24 protein-coding genes are annotated in these 23,907 nt (G+C 58.6%); 16 read left to right on the top strand and 8 right to left on the bottom strand.

The genetic code is table 11. The features are described 5' to 3' along the window. The first annotated feature begins 64 nt into the window (after positions 1 to 64). From rhaB to rhaM, 5 genes are all read left to right on the top strand, one after another. On the top strand, positions 65 to 1,537 hold the full coding sequence (rhaB, locus tag AAIE02_RS13990) for a rhamnulokinase (RefSeq protein WP_498532795.1): 1,473 nt from the start codon (positions 65 to 67) through the stop codon (positions 1,535 to 1,537). After that, positions 1,534 to 2,796: an L-rhamnose isomerase gene (locus AAIE02_RS13985; protein WP_498532794.1), complete on the top strand. Its 1,263-nt coding sequence runs from the start codon at positions 1,534 to 1,536 to the stop codon at positions 2,794 to 2,796. Before rhaB ends, AAIE02_RS13985 begins: the two co-directional genes overlap by 4 nt. Positions 2,797 to 2,904: 108 nt before the next feature. Beyond that, on the top strand, positions 2,905 to 3,729 hold the full coding sequence (gene rhaD, locus AAIE02_RS13980; protein ID WP_336706689.1) for a rhamnulose-1-phosphate aldolase: 825 nt from the start codon (positions 2,905 to 2,907) through the stop codon (positions 3,727 to 3,729). 10 nt (positions 3,730 to 3,739) lie between these two features. Then, entirely contained in the window at positions 3,740 to 4,888 is a 1,149-nt protein-coding gene (gene fucO, locus AAIE02_RS13975; RefSeq protein ID WP_498532793.1) for a lactaldehyde reductase, read from the top strand. Then, the gene (gene rhaM, locus AAIE02_RS13970; RefSeq protein WP_166994921.1) at positions 4,885 to 5,199 is read left to right on the top strand and encodes an L-rhamnose mutarotase; all 315 of its coding nucleotides are present in this window, start codon (positions 4,885 to 4,887) and stop codon (positions 5,197 to 5,199) included. The genes fucO and rhaM overlap by 4 nt, the downstream gene beginning before the upstream one ends. A gap of 36 nt (positions 5,200 to 5,235) precedes the next feature. On the opposite strand, the gene AAIE02_RS13965 is transcribed toward rhaM, so the two are convergent. From AAIE02_RS13965 to hypA, 8 genes are all read right to left on the bottom strand, one after another. Further along, entirely contained in the window at positions 5,236 to 6,204 is a 969-nt protein-coding gene (locus AAIE02_RS13965; protein ID WP_498532792.1) for a chemotaxis protein, read from the bottom strand. A gap of 148 nt (positions 6,205 to 6,352) precedes the next feature. Then, complete coding sequence (yajD, locus tag AAIE02_RS13960; protein ID WP_008457693.1) at positions 6,353 to 6,700, bottom strand: HNH nuclease YajD; 348 nt, start codon at positions 6,698 to 6,700, stop codon at positions 6,353 to 6,355. Positions 6,701 to 6,746: 46 nt separating this feature from the next. Next, the gene (gene flhA, locus AAIE02_RS13955; RefSeq protein ID WP_498532791.1) at positions 6,747 to 8,831 is read right to left on the bottom strand and encodes a formate hydrogenlyase transcriptional activator FlhA; all 2,085 of its coding nucleotides are present in this window, start codon (positions 8,829 to 8,831) and stop codon (positions 6,747 to 6,749) included. Between the two features lie 109 nt (positions 8,832 to 8,940). Continuing rightward, a complete protein-coding gene (gene hypE / locus AAIE02_RS13950; protein WP_498532790.1) occupies positions 8,941 to 9,951 on the bottom strand; it encodes a hydrogenase expression/formation protein HypE in 1,011 nt (336 codons plus the stop codon). Further along, positions 9,948 to 11,069, bottom strand: a complete 1,122-nt coding sequence (gene hypD, locus AAIE02_RS13945; RefSeq protein ID WP_498532789.1) for a hydrogenase formation protein HypD — start codon at positions 11,067 to 11,069, stop codon at positions 9,948 to 9,950. The genes hypE and hypD overlap by 4 nt, the downstream gene beginning before the upstream one ends. Then, positions 11,069 to 11,329, bottom strand: a complete 261-nt coding sequence (locus AAIE02_RS13940) for a HypC/HybG/HupF family hydrogenase formation chaperone (protein WP_008457689.1) — start codon at positions 11,327 to 11,329, stop codon at positions 11,069 to 11,071. The genes hypD and AAIE02_RS13940 overlap by 1 nt, the downstream gene beginning before the upstream one ends. Further along, positions 11,320 to 12,183: a hydrogenase nickel incorporation protein HypB gene (hypB, locus tag AAIE02_RS13935; protein WP_008457688.1), complete on the bottom strand. Its 864-nt coding sequence runs from the start codon at positions 12,181 to 12,183 to the stop codon at positions 11,320 to 11,322. Before hypB ends, AAIE02_RS13940 begins: the two co-directional genes overlap by 10 nt. After that, positions 12,176 to 12,538, bottom strand: a complete 363-nt coding sequence (hypA, locus tag AAIE02_RS13930; protein ID WP_166867612.1) for a hydrogenase maturation nickel metallochaperone HypA — start codon at positions 12,536 to 12,538, stop codon at positions 12,176 to 12,178. Before hypA ends, hypB begins: the two co-directional genes overlap by 8 nt. Positions 12,539 to 12,848: 310 nt before the next feature. Between hypA and hycA the strand changes: the two genes are divergently transcribed. The 11 genes from hycA to fdhF all read left to right on the top strand — a co-directional run bounded on the left by hycA (position 12,849) and on the right by fdhF (position 23,871). Continuing rightward, positions 12,849 to 13,304, top strand: coding sequence for a formate hydrogenlyase regulator HycA (gene hycA / locus AAIE02_RS13925; RefSeq protein WP_008457686.1), 456 nt, complete (start codon positions 12,849 to 12,851; stop codon positions 13,302 to 13,304). An 88-nt stretch (positions 13,305 to 13,392) separates the two neighbouring features. Beyond that, positions 13,393 to 13,998 carry a 4Fe-4S dicluster domain-containing protein gene (locus AAIE02_RS13920; RefSeq protein ID WP_008457685.1) on the top strand — a complete coding sequence of 202 codons (606 nt, stop codon included), beginning with the start codon at positions 13,393 to 13,395 and terminating at the stop codon, positions 13,996 to 13,998. Then, on the top strand, positions 13,995 to 15,803 hold the full coding sequence (hycC, locus tag AAIE02_RS13915; protein WP_498532788.1) for a formate hydrogenlyase subunit 3: 1,809 nt from the start codon (positions 13,995 to 13,997) through the stop codon (positions 15,801 to 15,803). Before AAIE02_RS13920 ends, hycC begins: the two co-directional genes overlap by 4 nt. Positions 15,804 to 15,812: 9 nt before the next feature. Next, complete coding sequence (locus AAIE02_RS13910) at positions 15,813 to 16,739, top strand: respiratory chain complex I subunit 1 family protein (RefSeq protein WP_498532787.1); 927 nt, start codon at positions 15,813 to 15,815, stop codon at positions 16,737 to 16,739. A gap of 17 nt (positions 16,740 to 16,756) precedes the next feature. Next, entirely contained in the window at positions 16,757 to 18,466 is a 1,710-nt protein-coding gene (locus AAIE02_RS13905; protein WP_498532786.1) for a hydrogenase large subunit, read from the top strand. Positions 18,467 to 18,620: 154 nt separating this feature from the next. After that, entirely contained in the window at positions 18,621 to 19,163 is a 543-nt protein-coding gene (locus AAIE02_RS13900; protein WP_498532785.1) for a formate hydrogenlyase complex iron-sulfur subunit, read from the top strand. After that, complete coding sequence (locus AAIE02_RS13895; protein WP_008457680.1) at positions 19,163 to 19,927, top strand: NADH-quinone oxidoreductase subunit B family protein; 765 nt, start codon at positions 19,163 to 19,165, stop codon at positions 19,925 to 19,927. The genes AAIE02_RS13900 and AAIE02_RS13895 overlap by 1 nt, the downstream gene beginning before the upstream one ends. Then, the gene (locus tag AAIE02_RS13890; protein ID WP_008457679.1) at positions 19,927 to 20,337 is read left to right on the top strand and encodes a formate hydrogenlyase maturation HycH family protein; all 411 of its coding nucleotides are present in this window, start codon (positions 19,927 to 19,929) and stop codon (positions 20,335 to 20,337) included. Before AAIE02_RS13895 ends, AAIE02_RS13890 begins: the two co-directional genes overlap by 1 nt. Continuing rightward, a complete protein-coding gene (hycI, locus tag AAIE02_RS13885; RefSeq protein ID WP_008457678.1) occupies positions 20,330 to 20,812 on the top strand; it encodes a hydrogenase maturation peptidase HycI in 483 nt (160 codons plus the stop codon). The genes AAIE02_RS13890 and hycI overlap by 8 nt, the downstream gene beginning before the upstream one ends. 325 nt (positions 20,813 to 21,137) lie before the next feature. Further along, entirely contained in the window at positions 21,138 to 21,683 is a 546-nt protein-coding gene (hydN, locus tag AAIE02_RS13880) for an electron transport protein HydN (protein WP_008457677.1), read from the top strand. Between the two features lie 37 nt (positions 21,684 to 21,720). Further along, the gene (fdhF, locus tag AAIE02_RS13875) at positions 21,721 to 23,871 is read left to right on the top strand and encodes a formate dehydrogenase subunit alpha (protein ID WP_336983252.1); all 2,151 of its coding nucleotides are present in this window, start codon (positions 21,721 to 21,723) and stop codon (positions 23,869 to 23,871) included. The last annotated feature ends 36 nt before the right edge of the window (positions 23,872 to 23,907 follow it).

Raw genomic sequence — 23,907 nt, 5'->3', positions numbered from 1 at the left:
TGAAGGCAGGGGCAGAGCGGCATTTTTAGACTGATGGACAATGACGCCAATAAGGACTTCCATCATGACTTTTCGCCACAGCGTTGCCGTCGATCTCGGTGCCTCCAGCGGCCGCGTGATGCTGGCGGGCTATGATCAAGCAGCCCGGCAAATCTCCCTGCGGGAAATTCACCGCTTTACCAACAGCCTGATTCGCATTGACCGCCATGACTGTTGGGATCTTGACAGCCTCGAAGCTGAAATACGCCTTGGGCTACAAAAAGCCTGTGATGAAGGCGTGCGAATCGACAGCATTGGCATCGACACCTGGGGCGTGGATTTCGTTCTGCTCGATGAAAATGGCCGCCGCGTGGGCCTGCCCGTGTCCTATCGCGATAGCCGGACGGACGGCGTAATGGCTCGGGCTATCAGCGAGCTTGGGCGCGAAGTAATCTACCGCCGCAGCGGTATTCAATTTTTACCTTTCAACACGTTATATCAGCTTCGTGCACTGGTAGAGCAGCACCCGGACTGGGTAAAGCGAACCGCTCGCGCGCTGCTGATCCCAGATTATTTCAGTTTTCGGCTTACCGGGGTGATGAACTGGGAATACACCAACGCCACCACGACTCAGATGATAAACATCCAGACGGATAGCTGGGACAGCCAGCTGCTTGCCTGGGCAGGGGTGCCGGAGCGTTGGTTTGGCACACCCACGCATCCCGGCGTGATGAGCGGCGAGTGGGTGTGCCGTGAAGGCAACAAAATTCCGGTAGTCAGCGTCGCTACCCACGATACGGCCAGCGCGGTAATTGCCGCTCCTCTGGTCGGGGAAAACGCCGCTTATCTCTCCTCCGGGACCTGGTCATTAATGGGTTTTGAAAGCAAAACGCCCTGCGTCAGCGAGGCGGCGCTGGCGGCCAATATAACTAACGAAGGTGGGGCAGAAGGGCGTTATCGCGTCCTGAAAAACATCATGGGGCTGTGGCTGCTGCAGCGCGTTTCCCGCGAAAGCGCGGGAATGGATATCCCCGATCTTATTGCCCTGGCGCAGCGTCTGCCCGGCTGCCGCTTCACCATCAACCCCAACGACGATCGCTTTATCAATCCGGTCAACATGAGCCTTGAAATTCAGGCCGCCTGCCGTGAGGCGAACCAGCCGGTGCCGGAAAGCGATGCAGAGCTTGCGCGCTGTATTTTTGACAGCCTGGCCTTGCTCTATGCCGAGGTACTGCGCGAGCTGGAAGCGTTGCGAGGCGAGCCTTTTGACTGCCTGCATATTGTCGGCGGCGGCAGCCAGAATCATTTCCTCAACCAGCTTTGTGCCGATGCCTGTGGGATCCCCGTTGTTGCCGGGCCGGTGGAGGCTTCAACGCTGGGAAACATTGGCTGTCAGCTGATGGCGCTGGACGTGATTCCAGACGTAGACGCCTTTCGCCACTTCGTGCGCCAAAACAGCAATCTCATTTCCTTCATGCCGAACCCGGACAGTGACATTCGCCGCTACGTCGGGCAGCAACGGCAAAACATTCAGACACGTAAGGAGCTTTACGCATGACGACTCAAATCGAAGAAGCCTGGGCCCTGGCGAAACAGCGTTTTGCCGCAGCAGGCGTTGATGCGGAGGAGGTTTTACGCCAGCTCGATCGCCTGCCCGTCTCCATGCACTGCTGGCAGGGTGATGACGTCGCCGGGTTTGAAAGCCCCGAAGGCGAGCTAAGCGGCGGCATCCAGGCCACGGGCAACTACCCAGGTAAAGCGCGTAATCCGGCTGAACTGCGCGCCGATCTGGACTGTGCTCTGAGCCTGATCCCCGGGCCAAAGCGATTGAATTTGCATGCGATTTATCTCGAGTCCGACGAGCCTGTCTCTCGCGACTGCATCAAGCCTGAGCATTTCAAAAACTGGGTTGAATGGGCTAAAAACCATGGCATGGGGCTGGATTTTAACCCTTCCTGCTTCTCTCATCCGCTAAGTGCGGACGGTTTTACGCTGTCACACGCCAGGGATGAAACCCGCCAGTTCTGGATCGATCATGTTAAAGCCTGCCGCAAAATATCGGCTTACTTCGGCGAACAGCTGGGAACGCCATCGGTGATGAATATCTGGATCCCGGACGGCATGAAAGATATCACCGTCGACCGTCTGGGCCCGCGCAGGCGTCTCGTGGAGGCGCTGGATGAAGCCATGGCTGAAAAACTTAACCCGGCACACCACATTGATGCGGTGGAAAGCAAACTGTTCGGTATCGGCGCGGAAAGCTACACCGTCGGTTCCAATGAGTTTTACTTCGGCTATGCCACCAGCCGCCAGACGGCCCTGTGCCTCGATGCTGGCCACTTCCATCCCACCGAAGCGATATCCGACAAAATCTCCAGCGCCATGCTCTACATCCCGCGCCTGCTGCTGCACGTCAGCCGCCCGGTGCGTTGGGACAGCGACCACGTTGTGCTGCTGGACGACGAAACCCAGGCGATCGCCAGCGAAATCATCCGTCACGACCTGTTTGAGCGCGTCCACATTGGCCTCGACTTCTTTGATGCCTCAATCAACCGCGTTGCGGCCTGGGTTATCGGCACGCGCAACATGAAGAAAGCCCTGCTGCGGGCGCTGCTTGAGCCCACAGCCCAGCTTCGCCAACTGGAGTTGGCAGGCGATTACACCACCCGCCTGGCGCTGCTTGAAGAACAGAAATGTCTGCCGTGGCAGGCCGTCTGGGAGATGTACTGCCTGCGCCACGACACTCCAGCGGATGCCTCCTGGCTGAGCACTGTTCGCCAGTATGAACAGCAAATTTTAGCGCAGCGCGTGAATTGACCCTCACCCCGGCCTTCTCCCTAAAAGGGAGAGGGTGAAACCGACATTCTTACTGAACAATTCCCTTTCCCCTTTGGGGAGAGGGAGCGTCTTAAGGAACACGAAACAATGCAGAACATCCTCAACTCATGGTTTATTCAGGACATGGTGAAGGCCACCGGCGATATGTGGCTAAAGGGCTGGGACGAGCGCAACGGCGGCAATATTAGCCTGCGGCTGGATGCCGAAGACGTCGAATATTACCGCGACCAATTCAGCCATGCACCGCACAGCGTCGCGCTAAGCCAGCCTGCAGAAATGCTGGCGGGATGCTGGTTTTTGGTGACCGGTTCAGGCAAGTTTTTCCGTAACGTTCAGCTCGATCCGGCGGACAATCTGGCGCTGCTGCAGGTCAGCAACGATGGCCAGTCCTACAGCATCCACTGGGGGCTGACCAACGGCGGGATGCCAACTTCAGAACTCGCAGCACATTTCCAATCCCACGGGGTACGCAAGCTCATCTCCGGGGGGAAAGATCGGGTGATCATGCATTGCCACGCCACCAACCTGATTGCGCTAAGCTACGTCCTGCCGTTGGAAAACGCGGCCTTCACGCGCCAGCTTTGGGAAGGCAGTACCGAATGCCTGGTAGTCTTCCCGGAGGGTATCGGCATTGTGCCGTGGAAGGTGCCGGGCACTGACGACATTGGCACCGCCACCGCAGAGCAAATGCGCGCTCACAGCCTGGTGCTGTGGCCACATCATGGCATTTTTGGCACCGGGCCTACGCTCGACGAAGCCTTTGGCCTGATAGACACCGCTGAGAAGTCGGCTGAAATCCTGGTGAAAATCTATTCGATGGGCGGCATGAAGCAGACTATCACTCGCACGGAACTGGTGGCGCTTGGCGAGCGTTTCGGCGTCACGCCACTTGCAGAAGCACTTAAGGATTGAGGAGCAAAAGATGAGTTTTATGCTGGCACTACCCAAAATCAGCCTGCACGGAGCGGGCGCCATTGGCGATATGGTGGAGCTCATCGCCGAAAAACGCTGGGGCAAAGCGTTAGTGGTAACCGACGGACAACTGGTGAAAATGGGGCTATTAGATAGCCTGTTTGTGGCGCTGGACGAGCATAACCTGCCTTACGAACTGTTCGATGAAGTGTTCCCCAACCCGACCGAAGCGCTGGTGCAAAAAGGCATCACAAGATTTAACCTGGCCGACTGCGACTACCTCATTGCTTTCGGCGGCGGCAGCCCGATTGATACGGCGAAAGCGGTGAAAATCCTGACCGCAAACCCGGGGCTTTCCGTGCATTATTCCGGTGTCGGGAAAGTAAAAAATGGCGGAGTTCCTCTGGTGGCGATTAACACCACGGTGGGCACGGCGGCAGAAATGACCAGTAATGCGGTGATCACCGACAGCGAACGTCAGGTGAAAGAGGTGATCATTGACACCAATCTCATCCCGGATATTGCCGTGGATGATGCCAGAGTCATGGTGAATATTCCGTCCTCCGTTACCGCTGCAACTGGGATGGATGCGCTTACCCACGCCGTTGAAGCCTATGTTTCCGTCAGCGCACATCCGTTAACGGATGCCAACGCGCTGGAGGCCATTCGCCTGATAAACACTTGGTTGCCGAAAGCCGTAGACGACGGGCAGAACCTGGAAGCGCGTGAAATGATGGCCTACGGCCAATATCTCGCGGGGATGGCGTTTAACAGCGCCGGGTTGGGGCTGGTACATGCGATGGCGCACCAGCCGGGCGCGATGCACAACCTGCCGCACGGCGTATGTAATGCGATTTTGCTGCCGGTTGTTGAAGCCTTTAACCGGCCAAACGCGGTGCCTCGCTTTGCTCGTCTGGCGCAGGCGATGGGGAGCGATACTCAGGGGCTGACCGACGAGCAGGCAAGCCATAAAGCCATCGAAGCGATTCGCGCGTTATCCGCCAGGGTTGGCATCCCGTCCGGCTTTCGTGAGCTTGGCGTTCAGCCTGCCGATATTGAAGGCTGGCTGGACAAAGCGCTGGCCGATCCGTGCGCGTCGTGTAACCCAAGACCCGCCTCGCGCGAAGAGATCCGCCAGCTTTATCTGGAGGCGCTGTGATCAGGAAAGCTTTTGTGATGCAGGTTAATCCTGACGCCCACGAAGAGTATCAGCGCCGCCATTCGCCGATTTGGCCCGAGCTGGAAGAGGTGCTTAAACAGCACGGCGCTCATCGCTATGCGATCTATCTGGATGAACAGCGCCATCTGCTGTTTGCCACGGTAGAAATTGAGTCCGAGGCGCGCTGGAATGCGGTGGCCGACACCGACGTTTGTCAGCGCTGGTGGCAGCATATGCGCGACATCATGCCCAGCAACCCGGACGGCAGCCCGGTCAGCCAGGCGCTAAAAGAAGTGTTCTGGCTCGAATAAAAAACAAGGCCCGGTTTCCGGGCCTTTTCTTATCTCTTAGTGAGTGGCGGCGTCTTCCAGCGCTTTGTGGATGACGGAAGACAGCTCGGCGACGTCAAACTTGGCGACATAGCCGTTGGCACCGACTTTACGGACGTGATCTTCGTTGGCGCTGCCGGAAAGTGAGGAGTGGATCACCACCGGAATGTGCTTCAGAGAAGGTTCGGTCTTAATGTTGCGGGTCAGGGTAAAACCGTCCATCTCCGGCATCTCGATATCGGTCAGCACCAGGCCGATTTTGTCGGTGATAGGCGTGCCGGATGCTTTGGCATCGGCAGCAATAAGTTTGATTTTTTCCCAGGCTTCCAGGCCGGTCGCGTGCATGATGGCCGGAATGCCCATCCCCTTCAGGCCTTGCTCCAGCATCGAACGAGCGACTTTGGAATCTTCGGCAACGATAGCCACCGCGCCAGGTTTCAGGGTATAAGTTTTCTCTTCTATCGCGGCAATATTCACATCTCTCCCGGATGGGATAATGTCATAGAGGATCTGCTCCACGTCCAGCACCAGCGCCAGGTCTTTGCCGGTTAGCGGGTCGTCAATATTGGCGATGCTGGTGATATTGCGGCTGCTGACCCCGGCCTCGGCGGCGTGCACCTGGCTCCAGTCGAGGCGAATAATGTTCTCCACGGACTCCACGGCAAACGCCTGGGTGCTGCGGGCATATTCGGTGATCAGTAATAAATTCAGGCCGGTGGTCGGCTTGCAGCCGGTGACCGCAGGTAGATCGATAACCGGGATAATCTGGTCGCGAATATTAGCCATGCCCAGCAGCGGTGATTCCATGCCTGCGGCACGGTTAATCTTCGGCATCGGCACAATTTCACGCAGCTTAAAAACGTTGATGCCGTACAGCTCGGACTTGCTGTCGTGCTGGCTGGTGCCTAAGCGGAACAGCAGCAGCTCGAACTTGTTGGATAACGCCAGGTTGGCCCTTTCATCAATATCTTTCTGAAAACTATCCATTTTAACCTCAAGTGATAACCCGGCCTCAGAACCCAACCGTACGGAGTGAATGCTTGTCTAAGTTATCGGCAGCGTCTGGAAAAAATGAAGGGAAAAGGCGAAATGATTTCGCTTAGAGGGACGTGATACCCCTCTAAGCGGAGGGCGCTTACTTTTTCTTGTTCAGCATCGCTTTGAGGTCGGCAAACGGATTATAGGTTGCTTCGCCTACATCCTTTTGCGCGTCCTCTCCGGCAATCACCGTGGAGCCGTACTGGTCGGCCTCGGTGTATTTAGAGTGTTCATGATCGTGGCAATACAGGCATAAAAGCTCCCAATTGCTGCCATCTTCTGGGTTATTGGTGTGATCGTGATCCATATGGTGAACGGTCAGTTCACGCAGATTAGAATAGACAAACTCGCGGGAGCAGCGCCCGCACACCCACGGGAAAAGCTTCAGCGCCTTTTCGCGGTAGCCGCTTTCCAGCCGCGTATAGTTCTTGGGGATAATTGCCATGATTCAGGTTCCAGACAAAAAATGTAGGGTTATACCCAGTTTCCGGCTAAAGCGCGTCTTTATCAATCCCCAGGCGCTTCATCCGGGAAAGTAACGTGGTGCGCTTCAGCCCTAATCGCTGGGCAGCGCCGCGAGGCCCGGCCACCACGCCGTTAGCTTCTTTCAGCACGCGCAGGATGCGCTCGCACTCGTCCTCATCTTCACGCCTCTCTTCTTCCACACCCGGAGAAAGATGGCGTTCCAGAGGAGGGCGGTGATCCATTTCGGGCAGGGAAAGGTGCAGCACGCTTCCCCGGGTTAACAGCACCGCCCGCTCAATCACGTTTTCCAGCTCCCGCACGTTGCCTGGCCACTCCATGCGGCTCAGGGCGCGCAGCGTTTCTGCCGGAATACTGTCGATGTTGCGGTTCAGGCGGCGGGCGATTTTGAAGGTGAAGGATTTCACCAGCAGCGGGATATCCTCCGGGCGTTCGCGCAGCGGCGGCAGCGTGATAGGAAACACGTTCAGCCGGTAATAAAGATCGCTGCGGAACTCCCGGTCGGCAACCATCTCTTTCAGGTTGCGGTTAGTGGCGGCGATCAGGCGCACGTCCACTTCCTGAACCTTATTGCTGCCGAGGCGCTCAAACTCCTGTTCCTGTAGCACGCGCAGCAGCTTGGGCTGCAGCTCAAGCGGCATATCGCCCACTTCGTCGAGGAACAGCGAGCTTTTATCCGCCAGCTCAAAGCGGCCAATGCGCTGATTGTTCGCCCCGGTAAACGCCCCGCGCTCGTGGCCGAACAGGTCGCTCTCCAGCAGCCCGGCGGGCATCGCGGCGCAGTTGATCTTCACCATCCGGCGGCTGTTGCGCTCGCTCAGGTTATGGATCGCCCGGGCAATCAGCTCTTTACCGGTACCGGTCTCGCCGAGGATCAGCACGGTGCTGTCGCTGCTGGCCACCATCTCCACCTGCTTAAGCACGATAGACATCGCCTCGCCGCGCCCGATAATTTCGCCAAAATCGCTGTCGACGTTATTAATCTGCTCGGTGAGGTAGAGGTTTTCATCCACCAGATTCTCTTTCAGGCGGTTGATTTCCTGGTAGGCGAGGGCGTTATCCACCGCGATGGCAATACGTTCGGCAATCTGGCGCAGCAGCTTGAGGTTGGCTGGTGTAAAGCCCTGCTCGCTGCATTTGGCGAGCTTCAGGACGCCCAGCATATTGGGGCCGAACTTCAGCGGCAGCAGGCAAAGCGTCTGCGGTTTGTTGTTCCACATCTCCAGCAGCATCCGCTCATACGGCGCCAGTTTGTCGCCAGGGCAAAGATTGAGCAGCAGCATTTCGCCACTTTTAAAGACGCGTTCTGACATCGTGCCTTCCTCAAGCACGTCGCTTTGATCGTGAATCGGCGAAGCTTCATCCACAAAGTGAGTAGAGTAGAGCGTGAGACGCGACTTGCGGCTGCTTTTCAGCACGATGCTGATGGAATCAATGGCGAAGTGATAGTGAATTTCCCGGGCAATCTCGCTGATCAGTTCGTCCAGGTCCAGCTTCGACAATACCGCGTTGGTGACGGCCACCAGAATGCGAAAATCGTCGCGCTCCCGGCACAATAACTGGTGATCGTGGCTCGAATTGAGCCGGGTCTGAATTTGCTCGGTCACCAGGCCGACAATTTGCGCCAGGGTATAAAGCCGGTTCAGCTCTTTTTCCGTCCAGCCATCCGCCCGGTTGCGGATAAATTCGCAGCCGCCGAAAATTTTGCCTTCGGAGGCCAGCGGTAAAAGGCAGTAGCGGCCAAAAGGAGCATACAGATCCAGGCTTGCCATTTGCGGCCAGGTTTCATCGAACTCTTGCTGGCTGCAAATCAGCGCCTCCGGGCGCGACAATATGCGGCGCACCGGGCCGCTGGCCAGAGCCATTTCATCTTCGTAGTGCAGTTCCTTGCCGTGTTTATCCTTGCCATAAAAACTCACCCGCTGATGCTGGGGATGGTAAAGCAGAATGTTAACGCGATCGGCCAGCGCGCCCTGTTTCACCAGCTGCGTCAGGCTGCTGGCGAGTTCGTTGAGATCGGGCTGCTGGAGCAGCATGCGGGTGATATCAAACAACCCCTGCTGCCCGAGATCGCTCATCGGCGTGTATGACATTTTTGCTTTCCATTGAAATGCCCTGCGGCGGGTGCAGGGCTAAAAAATATAATTAATATAAATATTGTTTAAGTTTAGTCAGCGTTGCGTGAATGCATACTGGTGCAGGTCAACAAATGCGCGGTAAGGGTTCAAAATGCGGCAGATCGAGCGTGCGTTTTACGCCATAAAGCCCCGCGACGCGCACGCCTTTTCGCTCTACAACCTCACCCACGACAGCCGCCTGTTTGCCGCAGGAGTGCTGCTGTAACGCCTGGATAACGGCCGGGGCAGACTCGGGAGACGCGGCGATAACCAGCTTGCCTTCATTAGCAAAATTTAACGCATCCAGCCCCAGCAGTTCACAGACGCCGCGCACCGCCGGGTTCAGCGGCAGCTTGTTTTCGCTGATTTCCATTCCGCAGCCGCTGGTGTCGGCGAACTCGTGCAGAACGGCGTTTACCCCGCCGCGCGTGGCGTCCCGCAGCGCTTTTACGCCGGGAATCTGCAGCAGCGGGGCGATCATCGGCGCCAGCACCGCGCAATCGCTTTGTAGGTCGCCGTCCAGCCCCAGCTTCTCGCGCAGGTTGAGGATGGTTGCGCCGTGGTCGCCGAGCGTGCCGCTCACAATCAGCCGATCCCCTGCTTTGATCTGAGCCGCGCCCCAGCTAACGCCCGCAGGAATAGCGCCTATCCCGGCGGTATTGATAAACAGCTTGTCCGCCGCGCCGCGCGGTACGACTTTGGTGTCGCCAGTGACAATGGCGATATTTGCCGAGCGCGCGGCGTTTGCCATACTGGTGACCACGCGCTCCAGCGTTTCAAACGGCAGGCCTTCTTCAAGGATAAAACCGCACGACAGCCAGCGCGGTGTAGCCCCGCTCACCGCGACGTCGTTGGCCGTGCCGCACACGGCCAGCTTGCCGATATCCCCGCCGGGGAAAAACAGCGGATCGATAACGTAGCTGTCGGTAGAAAACGCCAGCCGGTCGCCGCAGGCGGTCAGCTCTGCCAGCGAAAGCCTCGCCTGATCTTCCTGCTCGGCCAGCCACGGATTATCAAAAGCCCGCATAAACAGGCTGGCGATCAGCTGTTGCATCGCCTGGCCGCCGCTGCCGTGGGCCAGCTCAACGGTTTTCATACTTCACACTCCTGAGAACGGTACTGATACCACGCCGCGCAGGCTCCTTCGGAGGAGACCATCAGGGCGCCGAAGGCGTTTTGAGGATTACAGTCGCGGCCAAACAGCGGGCATTGCTGCGGCTTGCAGCGCCCGGTAAGTACGTCGCCGCAGCGGGCTTTCGGGTCGTCGTAAACCCGCTGCGGTTTGGGCTGGAAATGGTCTTCGGCATCAAACTGACGGTAGGCTTCGGTGAGCTGCACGCCGGAATCACCGATTACGCCCAGGCCGCGCCATTCCGCTTCGCCGCGCACCGTAAATACGTCGCTTATCGCCTTCTGCGCAAGCAAATTGCCTTCTTCCGGCACGACCCGGCGGTACTGGTTTTCTACCAGGCTGCGCTGCCTGATTTTTTGCTCGACCAGCATCAGCACGCCCTGCAGCAGATCGAGCGGCTCAAAGCCGGCCACCACCAGCGGGCGCTGGTGCTCAGAGGCAATAAAGTCATAGGCTTCGGTGCCAATCACCATGCTGACATGCCCCGGCGCCAGGAAAGCGCCGATGCCGTTGTCGGGCTGGGAAAGCAGGCTGCGCAGCGTCGGGATCAGCGTGATGTGCTGGCAGAAGAAATAGAAATTATCAATGCCCTGCGACTTTGCCTGTTGAAGCGTGATTGCCGTGGCGGGCATGGTGGTTTCAAAGCCGAGGCCAAAGAACACCACTTTGCGCTCCGGGTTCTGACGAGCCAGCGTCAGCGCGTCCATGGGCGAGTAAATCACCCTGACGTCCGCGCCTCGCGCCTTCGCCTGCATCAGCGAGCCGTTTTTACCCGGCACGCGCATCGCATCCCCAAAGGTACAGAAAATCACTTCCGGGTGGCTGGCTATCTCAATGCAGGTGTTGATTCGCCCCATCGGCAGCACGCAAACCGGGCAGCCGGGGCCGTGAATAAACTCGATATTTTCCGGCAGCAGCTGATCGAGGCCGAATTTAAAAATAGCGTGGGTATGGCCGCCGCAAACTTCCATGATGCGCAGCGGGTGGCTCGCCGTGTAGTTCAGCAGCGTGGCGCGGGATTTCAGCGTTTTAATCAGCTGCATCACGCGATCTGGATCGCGGTATTCATCGACGTAGCGCATCAGCGACGCTCCTCGCCATAAAGCAGCGCGCCAACGTCCGGCTCAACCTCGAACATGTTTTGCAGGGCATCCAGCGTGTCCCGCGCCTCGGCTTCATCAATCATGCTCATGGCGAAACCGACGTGAACCAAAACCCATTGCCCCACGGCGGCGTCGCCCACCAGCGTTAAATTCACGTCGCGCTGCACGCCGCAGACGTCCACTTTCGCGCTGCCGTCGGCCAGGCGCGCAACAATTTGCCCCGGGATGCCTATGCACATCGCTCCGCCTCCAGCCAGCTAAGCCACTCGTCCATCCCTTCGCCGCTGGTCGCGGAAACCAGAATAATTTTGATGTCCGGGTTGACCTCGCGGGCAAAAGCTAAGCACTTGCTGACGTCGAACTGCAGGTAGGGCAGCAGGTCGATCTTGTTCAGCAGCATCAGTGACGCCGCGGCGAACATATGCGGGTATTTCAGCGGCTTATCTTCGCCTTCCGTCACCGACAGCACCGCGACCTTATGGCGCTCGCCTAAATCAAAGCTCGCCGGGCAAACCAGGTTGCCGACGTTTTCGATAAACAGCACGCCGTCGCGTTCAAGCGGCAGGCGCAGCATGGCATCGCGAATCATCTGGGCATCAAGGTGGCAACCTTTCCCGGTATTCACCTGAATGGCTGGCGTGCCGGTTTCGCGGATGCGCGCGGCGTCGTTCACCGTTTGCTGATCGCCTTCGATAACCGCGCACGGCACTTTGGCATTCAGGCGCTTCAGCGTCTCGGTGAGCAGGGTGGTTTTACCGGAGCCGGGGCTTGAGACCAGGTTCAGCACCAGCTGATTGTGGCTGGCAAAGCGGTCGCGGTTATGGGCGGCGAGCTGGTTATTTTTGTCGAGCACGTCCAGCTCGATCTCCAGCATCTTACGCTGAGTCATCCCCGGCGCGTGGGTGCCTGCCGCGCCGTGACCGTAATGCAGGTCGCCCTGTTCGTCAGCCGTAGGAGCAAACTTGACGCCGGTGATCTGCTGCAGCGGGCGTGCCGCCGGGGCAAACGGGGCACTGCGAAAGCCAGAGTGGGGATTACGTTCGTCCCCTTCAATGTACAGGTTGCCTTCACCGCAACCGCAAGTGCTACACATGAGCTATCTCCTGATCGATTTCCAGACGCTTAATCTGCATGCCGTCATCCGCCACGATGCGCAGGTTGCTGCCGTTACAGTTGGGGCAGCACTTCACGCGCTGGGTCAGTAAGGTGACGAACTGCTGGCAGTCATGGCACCAGCATTCGGCTTCCTGCTGGTGGATATGCAGCTCGCAGCCTTCCGCCAGGGTGCCGCGGCAGACCAGATCAAAGCAAAACTCCAGGGCGCTGGTTTCCACGCAAGAGAAGGCGCCGACCTCCAGCCAGACGCCGGTCACGCGACGGGCATTGTTCTGGCGGGCGTGGTTTTCGATAAGTTCGACTGCGCGCTGGCAAAGGGTGATTTCGTGCATGGGGCCTCCGGGGGTAACTGGGGCAGGTAATGCAAGGACGGTGCCAGGCTTTTTCTTTGCCCCTCACCCCGGCCCTTTCCCCGAAGGGGCGAGGGAGAATTCTTTTAAGAAAAGGGAACGTTTATCCCCTCTCCCTGGAAGGGAGAGGGTAAAAAAGTGCCGTCAGCCAAAGTCAAAGATGACGAAATGACATGTCATTCTGCTCGCTAAAGACACTTTTATCGGTTAAATCCATTTAAAAACAATAAATTAAAAATATGGCACGAAACGTGCCTTACGGAGGGACAAGCACTAACAGAGCGAACAAAACATGAACATTTGGGAACTGAGCGAAAAAGCCGAGTACATCGCCGACAAGCACCAGCGGCTGCTTTCGCAGTGGCATCTGTACGGCAATACCCTGATTCAGGGGATCACCTTATCCAAAGCGAAGCTGCATCACGCCGTGGGCTGCAACCCGGACGAAAGCCTGCGCTTCTTCTTATTTGACCACTTCGTCATTCAAATCAATCTCGCCGAAGGCTTTAACAGCCACACCATCGAGTACAGCATCGAACTGCGCGACGGCAGCGATAACGTGCTGATTGCCAAGGCGACTATCGACGATGACGGACTGATTGATAACGCCGTCAGCAACCGCGATCGCGAGAAAGTGCTGGAACACTACCTCGAGCTGATCCGCCCGGTGTACGACAGCCTTTATCTGGCCGTGCAGCAAAACACCCCGTTATCCATGGCGCTGCTGCAAAAGTCCGCCGTGGCATGAAGATATCTGGGGTGTCGAGAACTGTCGAACCGGCAGCTTTTCGGCATGTTTTCGTCAAAAATGACGATTGTCACCTGAGGAAGAACTGGTGAACCGTTTTGTAATCGCTGACTCAAAATTGTGTATGGGCTGCCATACCTGTGAAGCGGCCTGCGCCGAGACGCACCGCCTGCACGGCCTGCAGTCCATGCCGCGCCTGAAAGTCATGCGCAACCTGAATGAATCTGCGCCGCAGATGTGCCACCACTGTGAAGACGCCCCCTGCGCCGGGGTTTGCCCGGTCAACGCGATAACCCGCGTGGACGGCGCCGTGCAGCTGAATGAAAGCCTGTGCGTAAGCTGCAAACTTTGCGGCATCGCCTGCCCGTTCGGCGCCATTGAGTTTTCCGGCAGCCGCCCGCTGCATATTCCCGCCAACGTGAACAGCCCGAAAGCGCCACCTGCGCCTCCGGCCCCGGCTCGCGTTAGCCCGCTGCTGGACTGGGTTCCCGGCGTTCGCGCTATCGCGGTCAAATGCGACCTGTGCAGCTTCGACGAAAGCGGCCCGGCCTGCGTTCGCACCTGTCCGACCAAGGCGCTGCGGCTGATCGACAACCAAGACATCGCCCAGGCCAGCAAGCGCAAACGTGAACTGACGCTTGGCGCGACGCTTGGCGACCTGACCCTGTTTACCCAGCCAGAGGCGAGAAAATGAATGCTTTTTTACTGATTCACTGGGCGCTTTTGGGATTTGTCACCAGCGCTGTGTTAGCCGGCGCTCTGGCATTTTCAAAGCCCGTTAGCGGCTTTATCGGCGGCGTTGGCGGCGCAATCAGCGCCGTGCTTTTGCTGATTGCAGGCGTTCAGGCGGTGCTGGGCTTCAGCGGCGATGCGCAAATCTGGCACTGGCACCTGCAGCTCAACGCTTTCAACGGCGTCTGGCTGGTAACGGTGGCGTTAAGCGGCCTGTTTATTTCCGTCTATAACTGCGCCTGGCATCGCCATCCGGCGATAAAAGCCGACGGCCTGCTGATTAACTTAATCCTGGCGGCAAGCGTTGCGGCGCTGGTAGCCGACAACTTTGTCACGCTGGTAGCGATGGCGGAAATCATCTCCCTGGCGGGTTATTTCCTCACCGGCTGCCAGAAGTCCGGGCAGCTGTGGTTTGCCCTTGGTCGTCTGGGTACCGTGCTGCTGGCAATGGCCTGCTGGCTGCTGTGGCAGCGCTACGGCACGCTGGGTTATGGCGATCTGCGTCATCTCCTTGACGGCGCGCCGCTGCCGGCCCCGGTACTGATCCTCGCGCTACTCGGCTTTGGGCTGCTTGCCGGGATTATTCCGCTGCACGGCTGGGTGCCGCAGGCGCATGCGAATGCCTCCGCGCCTGCCGCCGCGCTGTTCTCCGCCGTGGTGTTGAAGATTGGCCTCTACGGCATTATGAGCTTCTCGCTGATCGGTAATACGCTGCCGCTGTGGTGGGGTGTGCTGGTCGTGGTGGTCGGCATGATCACCGCGTTTATCGGCGGGCTTTACGCGCTGATGGAGCACAACATCAACCGCCTGCTGGCTTATCACTCCCTTGAAAACATCGGCATTATTTTGCTGGGCCTGGGCTGCGGCCTGATCGGTATCGCACTGCATGAGCCGGTGCTGGTGGCGCTGGGCATGACCGGCGGCCTTTATCATTTGTTCAACCATAGCCTGTTCAAAACCACGCTGTTCCTCGGCGCAGGTGCCGTCTGGTTCCGCACCGGACACCGCGACATCGAGAAGCTGGGCGGGATCGGCAAACGCATGCCGGTTATTTCGCTGGCGATGCTGGTTGGGCTGATGGCGATGGCCGCGCTGCCGCCGCTGAACGGCTTTGCCGGGGAGTGGGTTATCTATCAGTCGTTCTTCCGCCTTGGCAGCCTGCCGCTGTTTGTGGGCCGTTTTATCGGGCCGCTGCTGGCCGTGGGGCTGGCAATCACCGGCGCACTGGCGGTCATGTGCATGGCGAAAGTCTATGGCGTCACCTTCCTGGGTGCGCCGCGTACTAAAGAAGCGGAAAACGCGACCTCTGCGCCGTGGCTAATGAACGTCTCAGTCGCCCTGCTTGCCGCATGCTGCGTAGTTGCCGGGGTTGCTGCCCCGTGGCTGCTGCCTCTGCTTCAGCACGCCGTGCCGCTGCCGCTTCAACCGGCGCATACCGCCGTGTCTCAGCCGATGATCACGCTGTTGCTGATTGCCTCTCCGCTGCTGCCGTTTATTTTGATGATCGTTTTCCGCGGCGACCGTTTGCCAAACCGCTCTCGCGGCTCGGCGTGGGTCTGCGGCTACGACCACGAACAGGCGATGGTGATCACCGCGACGGGCTTTGCCCAGCCGGTAAAAGCGGCGTTTGCGCCTTTGCTTAAGCTGCGCCAAACCCTGAACCCGGTGAAGTGGATCCCTGGCTGGCAGTGCGAGCGCCTGTCCGGCACGTTCCGCCGCCTGGCGATGGTTGAGCTGGCGGTCTTACTGGTGGCGATGGTTGCCTGAGGAACTGATATGACTACGTTTTTATTCGCTCTTATCCAGGCGCTGGCGCTGTTTTTTGCCGCGCCTCTGCTGGCAGGGATTACCCGCGTGACGCGCGCCCGCCTGCATAATCGCCGTGGTCCCGGCATGCTGCAGGAATACCGGGATCTGTTCAAGCTGCTGGGCCGCCAGAGCGTGGCCCCCGCCGCCTCTGGCTGGGTTTTCCGCCTGATGCCGTTTGTGATGGTGGGCGTGATGCTCACCATCGCCACCGCGCTGCCGGTGGTGACAATTGCCTCGCCGTTGCCGTCATTAGGCGACCTGATAACCTTAATTTACCTGTTCGCCATCGCCCGCTTCTTCTTCGCCATCGCCGGGCTGGACACCGGCAGCCCGTTCACCGGGATTGGTGCCAGCCGTGAAGCCATGCTTGGTGTGCTGGTCGAGCCGATTCTGCTGCTTGGTTTGTGGGTTGCCGCGCAGATAGCCGGCAGCACGCACATCAGCAATATCGCCGGGGCTATTCACGCCTGGCCGACGGCGCAAAGCCTGACGCTGGTTCTGGCCTTCGCAGCCTGCGCCTTCGCCACCTTTATTGAAATGGGCAAGCTGCCGTTTGACCTCGCCGAAGCCGAGCAGGAGCTGCAGGAAGGGCCGTTGTCCGAATACAGCGGCGCGGGCTTTGCGGTGCTGAAGTGGGGCATTTCGCTGAAGCAACTGGTTGTGCTGCAAATGTTTGTCGGCGTGTTCCTGCCCTGGGGGCAAATGAGCGCCTTTAGCTGGGGCGGGCTTGTCCTTGCCCTGGTGCTGGCCGTTGTGAAGCTGGTGGCGGGCGTGCTGATTATCGCGCTGTTCGAAAACAGCATGGCGCGCCTGCGAATGCTTGAAACCTCGCGCATTACCTGGGCCGGTTTTGGCTTTGCCTTTTTAGCCTTCGTCTCCTTGCTGGCGGCGTGATTTAAGAGAACCTATCGATGTCTGAAGAAAAAATTGGTCAACACTATCTCGCCGCGCTGCATCAGCAATTCCCGAATGCGGTGATCGACGAAGCCTGGCAGACCAAAGACCAAATCACCGTCACCGTGAAGCTCAACATGCTGCCGGAGGTGGTGGAGTGGCTTTACTACAAGCAGGGCGGCTGGCTTTCGGTGCTGTTTGGCAACGATGAGCGCCAGCTGTGCGGCAGCTATGCGGTGTATTACGTGCTGTCGATGGAAAGCGGCGTGAAGTGCTGGATCACCGTGCGTGTGGAAGTGGATGCCGACAAACCAGAGTTCCCGTCCGTCACGCCTCGCGTTCCTGCCGCCGTTTGGGGCGAGCGCGAAGTCCGCGATATGTACGGCCTGCAGCCGGTTGGCCTGCCCGATGAGCGCCGCCTGGTGCTGCCGGACGACTGGCCTGACGATCTTTATCCGCTGCGTAAAGACAGCATGGATTACCGTCAGCGCCCGGCGCCGACCACCGACAAAGAGACCTACGAGTTCATTAACGAGCTGGGCACGAAAAAGAACAACGTGGTGCCGATTGGCCCGCTGCACGTCACTTCTGATGAACCCGGCCATTTCCGCCTGTTCGTTGATGGCGAAAACATTATCGACGCCGACTACCGGCTGTTCTACGTCCATCGCGGCATGGAAAAGCTGGCGGAAACCCGCATGGGCTATAACGAAGTTACCTTCCTGTCCGATCGCGTGTGCGGCATCTGCGGCTTCGCCCACAGCACCGCCTATACCACCTCGGTGGAAAACGCGATGGGGATTGTGGTGCCGGAGCGCGCGCAGATGATTCGCGCCATTCTGCTGGAGGTTGAGCGTTTACACAGCCACCTGCTGAATCTCGGCCTGGCCTGCCACTTTGTCGGCTTCGACTCCGGTTTTATGCAGTTCTTCCGCGTGCGTGAAATGTCGATGAAGATGGCGGAGATCCTGACCGGGGCACGGAAAACCTACGGCCTGAACCTGATCGGCGGCATCCGCCGCGACCTGCTGAAAGACGACATGATCCAGACCCGCCAGCTCGCCCAGCAGATGCGCCGGGAAGTGCAAGATCTGGTGGATATCCTGCTGAGCACGCCGAACATTGAGCAGCGCACCGTCGGCATTGGCCGCCTTGACCCACAAATCGCCCGTGATTTCAGCAATGTCGGCCCAATGGTGCGTGCCAGCGGCCACGCCCGTGATACCCGCGCCGATCACCCATTTGTCGGTTACGGCCTGCTGCCGATGGAAGTACACAGCCTCGACGGCTGCGACGTGCTTTCCCGCCTGAAAGTGCGGATCAACGAAGTCTTTACCGCGCTGAACATGATTGATTTCGGTCTGGATAACCTGCCGGGCGGCCCGCTCGCCGTGGAAGGCTTTACCTACATTCCAAACCGCTTTGCCCTGGGCTTCTCAGAGGCGCCGCGCGGGGACGACATTCACTGGAGCATGACCGGCGACAACCAGAAGCTGTACCGCTGGCGCTGCCGTGCGGCGACGTACGCCAACTGGCCAACCCTGCGCTACATGCTGCGCGGCAACACGGTGTCCGACGCCCCACTGATTATCGGCAGCCTTGATCCTTGCTACTCCTGCACCGACCGCATGACGCTGGTGGACGTGCGCAAGAAGAAAACCCAGGTGGTGCCGTACAAAGAGCTGGAGCGCTACAGCATTGAGCGCACCAATTCGCCGCTGAAATGATTTTGATGCCTGGCTTTTGAGGAAAACCCCCTCACCCTAACCCTCTCCTCAAAGAGGAGAGGGAACTGCATCGAGCCAGATTTCTCCCTCTCCCTTTCAGGGAGAGGGCCGGGGTGAGGGTCAATCATTCAGGCCAGACAAACAAGGAAAACGCATGTTTAACTTCATCAAAAAAGCCATCAAAGGCGGCGTGGCAACCGAGTCTTACCCGCTCCAGCCCATTGCCGTCGATCCGAATTTTCGCGGCAAACCGGAGCACAATCCGCAGCAATGTATCGGCTGTGCGGCCTGCGTGAACGCCTGCCCGTCCAACGCCCTGAGCGTTGAGACCGATCTTGCCGCCGGGCAACTGCAGTGGAGCTTTAACCTCGGGCGCTGCATCTTCTGCGGGCGCTGTGAAGAGATTTGCCCGACGGCCGCCATCAAACTCTCACAGCAGTACGAGCTGGCGGTGTGGAACAAAGCCGACTTCCTGCAGCAGGCCAGCTTCCCGCTGTGTAACTGTCGCGAATGTGGCCGCCCGTTTGCCGTGCAAAAAGAGATCGACTACGCCATTGCGCTGCTTGAGCACAACGGCGATTCCCGTGCGGAAAGCCGCCGCGGGGCATTTGAAACCTGCCCGGACTGCAAGCGCCAGCAAAGCCTGGTGTCGTCCGACCGGATCGACTTTAGCCGTCAGATGAGAGAGGCCAGCTAATGAGTAACCTACTGGGGCCGCGCGACCACAACGGCATTCCGGTGCCGATGACGGTGGACGAATCTATCGCCAGCATGAAGGCGTCGCTGCTGAAAAACATCAAACGCTCAGCCTACGTTTACCGTGTGGACTGTGGCGGCTGTAACGGTTGCGAAATCGAGATTTTTGCTACGCTTTCGCCACTCTTCGATGCAGAACGCTTTGGGATCAAAGTGGTTCCCTCCCCGCGCCATGCCGATATTCTGCTGTTTACCGGGGCGGTAACCCGCGCGATGCGTTCCCCGGCGCTGCGTGCCTGGGAGTCGGCGCCCGATCCTAAAATTTGCATCTCCTACGGCGCCTGCGGCAACAGCGGTGGGATCTTCCACGACCTTTACTGCGTCTGGGGCGGGACCGACAAAATCGTGCCGGTCGATGTGTACATTCCCGGCTGCCCGCCAACGCCCGCCGCTACGCTGTACGGGTTTGCGATGGCGCTTGGCCTGCTGGAACAAAAAATCCATGCGCGCCCGGCAAGCGAGCTGGACGTTGAGCCGGCAAAAATCCTCCACCCGGATATGGTTCAGCCGCTGCGCGTGCGCATTGACCGCGCCGCTCGTCGCCTGGCCGGTTACCGCTATGGCCGCCAGATTGCCGACAGCTACATGACTAACCTGACAACCGGGGGCGATGCCGTTCAGCAGTGGCTGAGCGCGGAAAACGACCCACGCCTGACGGAAATCGTCACTAACCTTGAGCAACTGGTTCATCAGGAGCGCGTGTAATGAGCGAGTCGGTGGTGTTCTGTCAGCTCAGCCGCAAGTTTGTCGATGAGAACGACAACACCCCGGCTGACGCTCAGCAGGTGGTCTACTACAGCCTGGCGATTGGCCACCATTTGGGGGTAATCGACTGCCTGAAAGAGAGCCTGGTTTGCCCGCTGGAAGCCTATCAGGCGTGGATTGCCACGCTTGAAGCTGACGGCGAAGCCCGGCGCAAAATGAACGGCGTGCCGCGCTACGGCGAGATTGTTATCGACCAGAATCACGTGGTGATGCTGGCCCGGGCGCTGGATGCCGCTAAGCCGACGCAGACCCCGGCACAGCAGGCCTGGAGCCAGGCGCTGCTCGACATGCTGCAGGCCATTCAACAAGAACCCGCCATCTACCTGATGGTAAGGAGACGCTATGACTAAGGTACTGCTTTGCGTAGGCAACAGCATGATGGGCGACGACGGGGCTGGCCCGCTGCTGGCCGAGAAGTGTCAGGCTTCTCCGCAGGGTGACTGGGTGGTGATCGACGGCGGCAGTGCGCCTGAAAACGACGTGGTTGCCATCCGCGAACTGCATCCGGAATTGCTGCTGATTGTGGATGCCACCGACATGATGCTCAACCCCGGCGAGATCCGCGTCATTGACCCGGACGACATCGCCGAGATGTTTATGATGACCACCCACAATATGCCGCTTAATTATCTGGTCGATCAGCTGAAAGAGGACGTGGGGGAAGTGGTGTTCCTCGGCATTCAGCCGGATATCGTCGGCTTCTACTATCCGATGACGGAGGCGGTGAAAGCGGCGGTGGAGCAGGTTTATCAGCGGCTGGCGACGTGGACGGGTTTGGGTGGGTATGAGCCCCTCACTATTTCAGAGAGCGAAACGCCTTTCTAGTCTTTCCCCTCACCCTAACCCTCTCCCCATGGGGGAGAGGGGATCAGAACGGCAGTACTTCTTTTCCCCTGCTTACATGCGAGAAAGAGTCTGATTCTTTTCCCCTATTTACACGGGAGAAAGGGCGCGATTCTTTTCCCCCTCTCCCTTCCAGGGAGAGGGTCGGGGTGAGGGTCATTAATGACTACTGTTACCAAAATGACATCGTCAAAAGTGTCGAATATCCCTCTTACCTCTCGTCAAACCCGCTAACCGCGCGGCCTGCAAATCTGGCACGCTTTATGAATAACCCCACGCAATAACATACTTATTGCAGGAGTTCATGATGAACCGCTTCATTATTGCCGATTCGAGCAAATGCATCGGCTGCCGCACTTGTGAGGTGGCGTGCGTGGTCTCTCACCAGGAGAACCAGGACTGTTCGGCGCTGACCCCCCAAACCTTCTTACCGCGTATTCACGTCATCAAAGGCGTGAATGTGTCTACCGCCACCATGTGTCGCCAGTGCGAGGACGCGCCCTGTGCCAACGTCTGCCCTAACGGCGCCATCAGCCGGGACCAGGGCTTTGTCCACGTCATGCAGGAACGCTGCATCGGCTGCAAAACCTGCGTCGTTGCCTGCCCTTATGGCGCGATGGAGGTCGTCGTGCGGCCAGTGATCCGCAACAGCGGTGCCGGGCTAAACGTGATGGCGGAAAAAGCTGAGGCCAACAAATGTGACCTTTGCTACCACCGCGAGGCTGGCCCTGCCTGCCTGGAAGCCTGCCCGACCAACGCCATCCTGTGCGTGGACCGTAACCGGCTGGAACAAATGAGCGCGGAAAAACGTCGCCGTGCCGCGTTAGATGCCCCTGCGGCGCTGACGTTCTAATCCCTTTGCATTTCAACTTTTAACAGGTCTGTTACTGATGAAAAAAATTACCAGCGTCTGCCCTTACTGCGGGGCCGGCTGCAAACTGAAACTGGTCGTTGAGAACAACAAAATTATTCGCGCCGAAGCGGCCGGGGGCGTGACTAACCAAAACGAACTCTGCCTGAAAGGCTACTACGGCTGGGATTTTCTTAACGACACCAAACTGCTGACGCCACGCCTGACGCAGCCGATGATCCGCTACGAGAAGGGCGGCAAACTGCAGCCGGTAAGCTGGGAAGAAGCGATTAGCTATACCGCTGCGCGTCTGAAGGCGATCAAAGAGCAGTTCGGCCCTCGCGCCATTATGACCACCGGTTCTTCGCGCGGAACGGGGAACGAAACCAACTTTGTGATGCAGAAATTCGCCCGCGCGGTGCTGAACACCAACAACGTCGACTGCTGCGCCCGCGTGTGCCACGGCCCAAGCGTGGCCGGGCTGCAGGCAACGCTGGGGAACGGGGCGATGAGCAACTCCATCGGCGATATCGAAAACTCCAAATGCCTGCTGGTGGTGGGTTACAACTGCGCCGATTCGCACCCTATCGTGGCTCGTCGGGTGATTAAAGCCAAAAGCAACGGCGCGAAAATCATTGTCTGCGACCCGCGCCGCATCGAAACCGCCCGCATTGCCGATCAGCATCTGCAAATCAAAAACGGCTGCAACATGGCGCTGGTGAACGCCTTTGGCTATGTCCTGCTGGAAGAGCAGCTGTACGACAAAGAGTACGTCGCCAAATATGCCGAAGGGCTGGAGGCTTACCGCGAAACCGTGAAGGACTACGCGCCGGAGGACGTCGAGCATTTAACCGGCGTACCGGCTCTGCAGGTTCGCCAGGCGATGCGTACCTTCGCCGCAGCGCCATCCGCCACCATCATGTGGGGCATGGGCGTAACCCAGTTCGGCCAGGCGGTAGACGTGGTCAAAGGGCTGTCCAGCCTGGCGCTGCTCACCGGCAACCTGGGGCGTGAAAACGTTGGCGTTGGCCCAGTACGCGGGCAGAACAACGTGCAGGGAGCCTGCGATATGGGCGTGTTGCCTAACCAGTTCCCCGGCTACCAGGATGTGGTTGATCCTGAAGTGCGCGCGAAGTTTGCTAAAGCCTGGGGGATTGACCCGGCGGTGATGGATGACAAAGTTGGCGTGCGCATTACCGAAGTGCCGCACCTGGCGATAGAGGGCAAAGTCAAAGCCTACTACATCATGGGTGAAGATCCGCTCCAGACCGAAGCGGACCTGGGCCTGGTGCGCAAAGGATTTGAGGCGCTCGACTTTGTGGTGGTGCAGGACATCTTCATGACCAAAACCGCCGAAGTCGCTGATGTGCTGCTGCCCGCCACGTCCTGGGGCGAGCACGGCGGCGTCTTTACCTGTGCCGACCGGGGCTTCCAGCGCTTCGAGAAAGCCATCGAGGCGAAATACAACGTGAAGCGCGACTGGGAAATCATCAGCCTGCTTTCGACGGCGATGGGCTACCCAATGCACTATGAAAACAACCAGCAAATCTGGGATGAGCTGCGTGAGCTGTGTCCGCTGTTTTACGGCGTCACCTACGAAAAAATGGGCGATATGGGACACGTGCAGTGGCCTTGCCCGACGCTGGACCACCCCGGTACGCCGTATCTCTACAAAGACAGCAAATTCGACACGCCAAGCGGCAAAGGGCAACTGTTTGCCGCCGCCTGGCGTGCGCCCGCCGAAGTGCCTGACGATACCTACCCGCTGGTGCTTTGCACCGTCCGCGAAGTCGGGCACTACTCCTGCCGCTCGATGACCGGTAACTGCGCGGCGCTGCAAACCCTCGCGGATGAACCCGGCTTTTTGCAAATCAACCCGCTGGATGCGGACGCGCTAGGTATCAAAGATCGGCAACTGGTCTGGGTAAGTTCGCGTCGCGGCAAGGTTATCAGCCGCGCGGACGTGAACGAGCGCATTAACAAAGGCTCCGTCTATATGACCTATCAATGGTGGATTGGCGCCTGTAACGAGCTGACTCAGGACAATCTCGACCCGATCTCCAAAACGCCGGAAACCAAATATTGCGCGGTGAACGTTAGCGCGATTGAGGATCAGGCGTGGGCGGAGAGCTATGCGCAAACGACCTATAACAGCATGAAGGCGCGGCTGCGCGAGGCGGTGGAAGCGTGATTTTTACCCTCACCCCGAATGAAGGAATCGTGGAGT

This window comes from Cedecea sp. Ae19-4 (genome assembly GCF_059801165.1).
The sequence above is the reverse complement of the archived record's forward strand: the minus strand, read 5'-3'. Positions and strand labels throughout refer to the sequence as shown.